1 protein-coding gene is annotated in these 504 nt (G+C 69.2%); it reads left to right on the top strand.

Annotated elements, in window-relative coordinates; all coding sequences use genetic code 11:
* Positions 1-504 (top strand): contractile injection system protein, VgrG/Pvc8 family (locus AC27KI_RS27105; protein ID WP_487117010.1); only part of this gene is annotated, 504 nt, incomplete at both ends.

Below are 504 nucleotides of genomic sequence, written 5' to 3'. Positions count from 1 at the left end.
GGAGATCAAGCCCGGGCGGCATTACAACGACGACTACGACTTCAAGAAACCCAAGGCCGACCTGTCCAACATGCGCCAGACCCCGCCGGGGCACGCGCACGACAGCCACGAGATCTACGAATGGCCGGGCGGGTACACCGAGTTCGGCGACGGCGAGAACTACGCCCGCTCGCGGCTGCAATCGAGCCTGACCGGGCACAGCACCGTGCGGGGCGAGTCGCGCCACCGGGCGCTGGCGCCCGGCTACACCTTCACCCTGGAGAACCACCCGCGCGAGGACCAGAACCAGCAATACCTGCTGACCGGGCTGGAGTACCACTTCAAGGAAAACCCCCAGGTCAGCGCCGTGGCGCCCGGCACCAAGGGCACGCCGCAGGAGGAGGGCTCGTTCCAGAAGTTCACCCTGCAGGCCCAGCCCACCAGCCTGCCGTATACGCCCGCGCGCACCACCCCGAAGCCCAAGACCACCGGCCCGCAGACCGCGGTGGTGGTGGGCCCGCCGGG

It is taken from the genome of Acidovorax sp. KPB24-03, from assembly GCF_057546605.1.
This window is presented reverse-complemented; position numbering and strand designations above follow the sequence as displayed.